The organism is Shimia sp., from assembly GCF_041624275.1.
Lineage (GTDB): Bacteria > Pseudomonadota > Alphaproteobacteria > Rhodobacterales > Rhodobacteraceae > Shimia.
In genome coordinates, this window is the sequence record NZ_JBFJVE010000268.1 from 1 (window position 1) to 3,024 (window position 3,024).

Here is a 3,024-nt window from a genome sequence, read left to right on the forward strand (position 1 = left end):
ATCTCGCGGTTGCGGCCCTCGCGCAGCCCGACGGTGAGCCAGGCATTGGCGCCCTGCTGTCGGTCCAGCGCCACCTGCATCGGCTGAAAGCGTTCGCCCTCGACGGTGATCCCCTTGCGCAGGGGCTCAAGCGTCTCATCGGCGGGGCGCCCGTTGACCCGCACCCGGTACTTGCGCAGCCAGCCGGTGGAAGGCAATTCCAGTTTCCGCTTCAGGGCGCCGTCGTTGGTCAGCAGCAAGAGCCCCTCGGAATTGAGGTCGAGCCGCCCGACCGACATCACCCGGGGCAGGGTGTCGGGCAGGTGGTCGAAAATCGTCTCGCGGCCCTTTTCGTCCTTATGGCTGGTCACGAGGCCGGTGGGCTTGTGATAAAGCCACAGCCGCTCGGGCTCGGGCTCGGCCAGCGGCTTGCCGTCAAAGGTGATCTTGTCCTTGTCGGTCACATTCAGCGCCGGGCTGGTGATCGTCTTGCCGTTGACCGCGACCCGTCCGGCCTCGATCAGGCGTTCGGCCTCGCGGCGGCTGGCGATGCCGGCGCGGGCAAGCACCTTGGCGATGCGGTCGCCCTTGGGCGGCTGTTTCTGGTTCTGCTGGGTCATGCGCGTTCCTAGCGCGGTTCGCGGGCTTGCGAAAGAGGGATTGCGCCGCCGGCCCGAGACGGGCACACCGGGGGCATGACATTCACGAGCTACATGGATCTGGCGCTGGAAGAGGCGCGTGCCGCCGCCGCGCGGGGCGAGGTGCCGGTCGGCGCGGTGATCGTCTCGCCGCAAGGAGAGGTCGTGGCGCGGGCCGGCAACCGCACGCGCGAGCTTTTCGATCCCACGGGACATGCCGAGATTCTGGCGTTGCGTGCCGCCTGTGCCGCCGCCGGGTCCGAGCGGCTTGTGGGGCACGATCTTTACGTGACGCTCGAGCCCTGCCCGATGTGCGCCAGCGCGATTTCGCAGGCGCGGATCGCGCGGGTCTATTATGGCGCGGCCGACCCGAAATCCGGCGGTGTGGCGCAGGGGCCGCGAGTGTTTGAACATCCGCAAAGCCACCATGTGCCCGAGGTCTATGACGGCATCGCGGCGCAGGAGGCCGAGGCGCTGTTGAAGGGGTTCTTTGCCGGGCGCCGGGGGTAAGCCCGCCCGGCCAAGGCGCAGGTCCCGGCGCTAAAGCTCGATCGCCTGCATCACCTCGGGTTCGATCACCGCCACGCCGGGCAGCCCGGCGGCCAGCGCCTCGGCGGATTGCTCGAGGATCGGGAAGGTCTTGTAGTGGCAGGGGATCACGGTGGCGAAGTTGAAATAGCGTTTGGCCGCATAGGCCGCGCCCTTCATGTCCATGGTGAAATGCCCCCCCGCCGACAGGATGCCGATCTCGGGTCTGTAATAGTCGCCCATCCAGTCCATGTCGGCCATGATGTCGGTGTCGCCCGAGATATAGACCGTCTTGCCCTCGGCGCGCAGCATGTAGCCGACTTCCGATCCGGCGGCCTTGGGGCCTTCGTCGGAGCCAAAGCTGGAGCTGTGCGAGGCCGGCACCATGGTCAGCGTCACCCCGCCGAGATCGACGGTGCCGCCCTTGTTGAAACCGATGGTTTCCAGGTGTTCGTGCTCGTTCCAGTAGGACATCAGGTCGTATTGCCCGACGACGGGCGCGCCCAGCCTGCGCGCAAGGGGCAGGATGTCGGCGACATGGTCGAAATGGGCGTGGGTCAGGATCAGGTGGGTGCCGCCGGCCACCGCCGCCTCGTGTTGATCTTCGGGCAGCACCGGGTTGCCGGTCAGCCACGGGTCGATCAGCAGCACCTTGTCTGCGGTCTCGATGCGAAACGAGCCATGCCCGAGCCAAATGATTTTCATGAAATGCCTCCCTGTCTTCGGCCTCAGGTTAGCATGGCCGCGGCAGGAAGAAAGAGGCTTGAAGCCGGATCGCTCTGGCGGCGCGGGTTAATTGCGTGGCGGCTCGAGAAGTTCGATCTCGACAAAGGCGCATTCGAAATCATTGCCGCTGACCACCTCGTGCCGAACCCCGAGCTCGCGGAAATAGGGCACGCCCGAGGTCAGCTCGGCGCGGATTTGCTCGCCGCCTTCAAGGGTGATGTCCAGAACCCCGTCAAACTGCGGAACCACGACGTAATCATGCGCGTGGCGATGCCACCCGGTATTGTCGCCGCGCTGCTTGAAGCGCCATTCGGTGACTCTGACTCTTTCGTTCTCGATGATCACGGTGGCGATGGCCGATCCGGTGGTGTCGCACATGGGCGCGTTCCTTTGCTGCTTTGGAATCTGACTAGGTCATCGCAACGCCCAGCGCCAGCATCAAGTCGGCACCACCGCCGACCCGGCCGGCTCGGATCGGCTCATTCGGCTGATCCTGCTGGGGTGAGTGCTTGCACCGCTGTGCGTGGAAGGCTAAAGGCATGGGCCAAGTTGCAACCGGAGAGAACCCGATGTCGATTGACAAGGACACCGCCGCGCGCGTGGCCAAGCTCGCGCGGATCAAGGTCGAAGATGACGCGCTGCCTGCGCTGGCGCAGGAATTCAACACCATTCTCGGCTTTATCGAACAGCTCAACGAGGTCGATGTCGAGGGTGTCGAACCGATGACCTCGGTGACGCCGATGCGTCTGAAGCGCCGCGAAGACGTGGTCACCGATGGCGATCAGCAGGACAAGGTTCTGGCCAATGCGCCGGATGCGCGCGAAGGGTTTTTCGCAGTTCCCAAGGTGGTTGAATAATGAGCGATCTGAACAAACTTGGCCTGGCCGAAGCGCGCGATCTGCTGCGCAAGGGCGACACCACTTCGGTCGAACTGACCCAAAGCTGCCTTGCTGCCATCGACGCGGCCGATGCGCTGAACGCCTTTGTGCACAAGACGCCGGAAATTGCGCTGGAACGCGCCCGGGCGGCGGATGCGCGCATTCAGGCCGGCGACGCGCCGTCGATGTGCGGCCTGCCGATCGGCATCAAGGATCTGTTCTGCACCAAGGGCGTGGCCTCGCAGGCGGCCTCGGGCATTCTCGAAGGCTTCACG

General features: G+C 65.1%; 6 protein-coding genes. 3 read left to right on the top strand and 3 right to left on the bottom strand.

All coding sequences use genetic code 11. The features are described from left to right. Positions 1–599, bottom strand: a 599-nt coding sequence (locus ABZD10_RS14820) for a pseudouridine synthase (RefSeq protein ID WP_372887681.1), incomplete at its 3' end; no start/stop codon positions are given. Positions 600–674: 75 nt separating this feature from the next. Here ABZD10_RS14820 and ABZD10_RS14825 point away from each other — a divergent pair. After that, positions 675–1,127, top strand: coding sequence for a nucleoside deaminase (locus tag ABZD10_RS14825; protein ID WP_372887683.1), 453 nt, complete (start codon positions 675–677; stop codon positions 1,125–1,127). 30 nt (positions 1,128–1,157) lie between these two features. Here the strand turns inward: ABZD10_RS14825 and ABZD10_RS14830 are convergent, their stop codons facing one another. Together ABZD10_RS14830 and ABZD10_RS14835 are read right to left on the bottom strand one after the other, a co-directional pair. Continuing rightward, positions 1,158–1,850, bottom strand: a complete 693-nt coding sequence (locus ABZD10_RS14830; protein ID WP_372887685.1) for a metal-dependent hydrolase — start codon at positions 1,848–1,850, stop codon at positions 1,158–1,160. An 87-nt stretch (positions 1,851–1,937) separates the two neighbouring features. Then, entirely contained in the window at positions 1,938–2,249 is a 312-nt protein-coding gene (locus ABZD10_RS14835) for a cupin (RefSeq protein WP_372887687.1), read from the bottom strand. Between the two features lie 191 nt (positions 2,250–2,440). Here ABZD10_RS14835 and gatC point away from each other — a divergent pair, with 191 nt between their 5' ends. Beyond that, positions 2,441–2,728 carry an Asp-tRNA(Asn)/Glu-tRNA(Gln) amidotransferase subunit GatC gene (gatC, locus tag ABZD10_RS14840; protein WP_372887689.1) on the top strand — a complete coding sequence of 96 codons (288 nt, stop codon included), beginning with the start codon at positions 2,441–2,443 and terminating at the stop codon, positions 2,726–2,728. Then, positions 2,728–3,024: amidase family protein (locus tag ABZD10_RS14845; RefSeq protein WP_372887691.1), on the top strand; the 297-nt coding region annotated here is incomplete at its 3' end. The genes gatC and ABZD10_RS14845, both read left to right, overlap by 1 nt.

Coding starts and splice junctions, on each gene's coding strand:
- ABZD10_RS14830 (WP_372887685.1), bottom strand. CDS start 1,850: ATGAAAATCATTTGGCTCGGGCATGGCTCGTTTCGCATCGAGACCGCA.
- gatC (WP_372887689.1), top strand. CDS start 2,441: ATGTCGATTGACAAGGACACCGCCGCGCGCGTGGCCAAGCTCGCGCGG.
- ABZD10_RS14835 (WP_372887687.1), bottom strand. CDS start 2,249: ATGTGCGACACCACCGGATCGGCCATCGCCACCGTGATCATCGAGAAC.
- ABZD10_RS14825 (WP_372887683.1), top strand. CDS start 675: ATGACATTCACGAGCTACATGGATCTGGCGCTGGAAGAGGCGCGTGCC.